This is a genomic window from Hwanghaeella sp. 1Z406 (assembly GCF_048892425.1).
Lineage (GTDB): Bacteria > Pseudomonadota > Alphaproteobacteria > UBA8366 > Aestuariispiraceae > Pacificispira.
In genome coordinates, this window is sequence record NZ_JBLZHU010000035.1 from 1 (window position 1) to 360 (window position 360).

Below are 360 nucleotides of genomic sequence, written 5' to 3' on the forward strand. Positions count from 1 at the left end.
GCCATGCCAATCTCATCTTGTTTTCTGCGCAAGTTAGGTTTTGTCAAGAAAGGGTGTAACGCAACTAAGTCATAGTCCGCCTAGAAGCATTTGCGGTGGACGATGGAGGGGCCGGACTCATCATACTCCTGCTTGCTGATCCACATCTGCTGGAAGGTGGACAGTGAGGCCAGAATGGAGCCACCGATCCAGACTGAGTACTTGCGCTCAGGGGGAGCAATGATCTTAATCTTCATCGTGCTAGGTGCTAGGGCTGTGATCTCCTTCTGCATCCTGTCAGCAATGCCTGGGTACATGGTGGTACCACCAGACAGCACTGTATTGGCATACAGGTCTTTGCGGATATCCACATCACACTTC

At 51.4% G+C, this 360-nt stretch carries 1 pseudogene; it reads right to left on the reverse strand.

Annotation, left to right across the window (positions count from 1 at the left end):
- Window positions 1-80 precede the first annotated feature (80 nt).
- Window positions 81-360, reverse strand: a pseudogene (locus ACOSDR_RS20245) (actin, cytoplasmic 2); the annotation flags it as partial.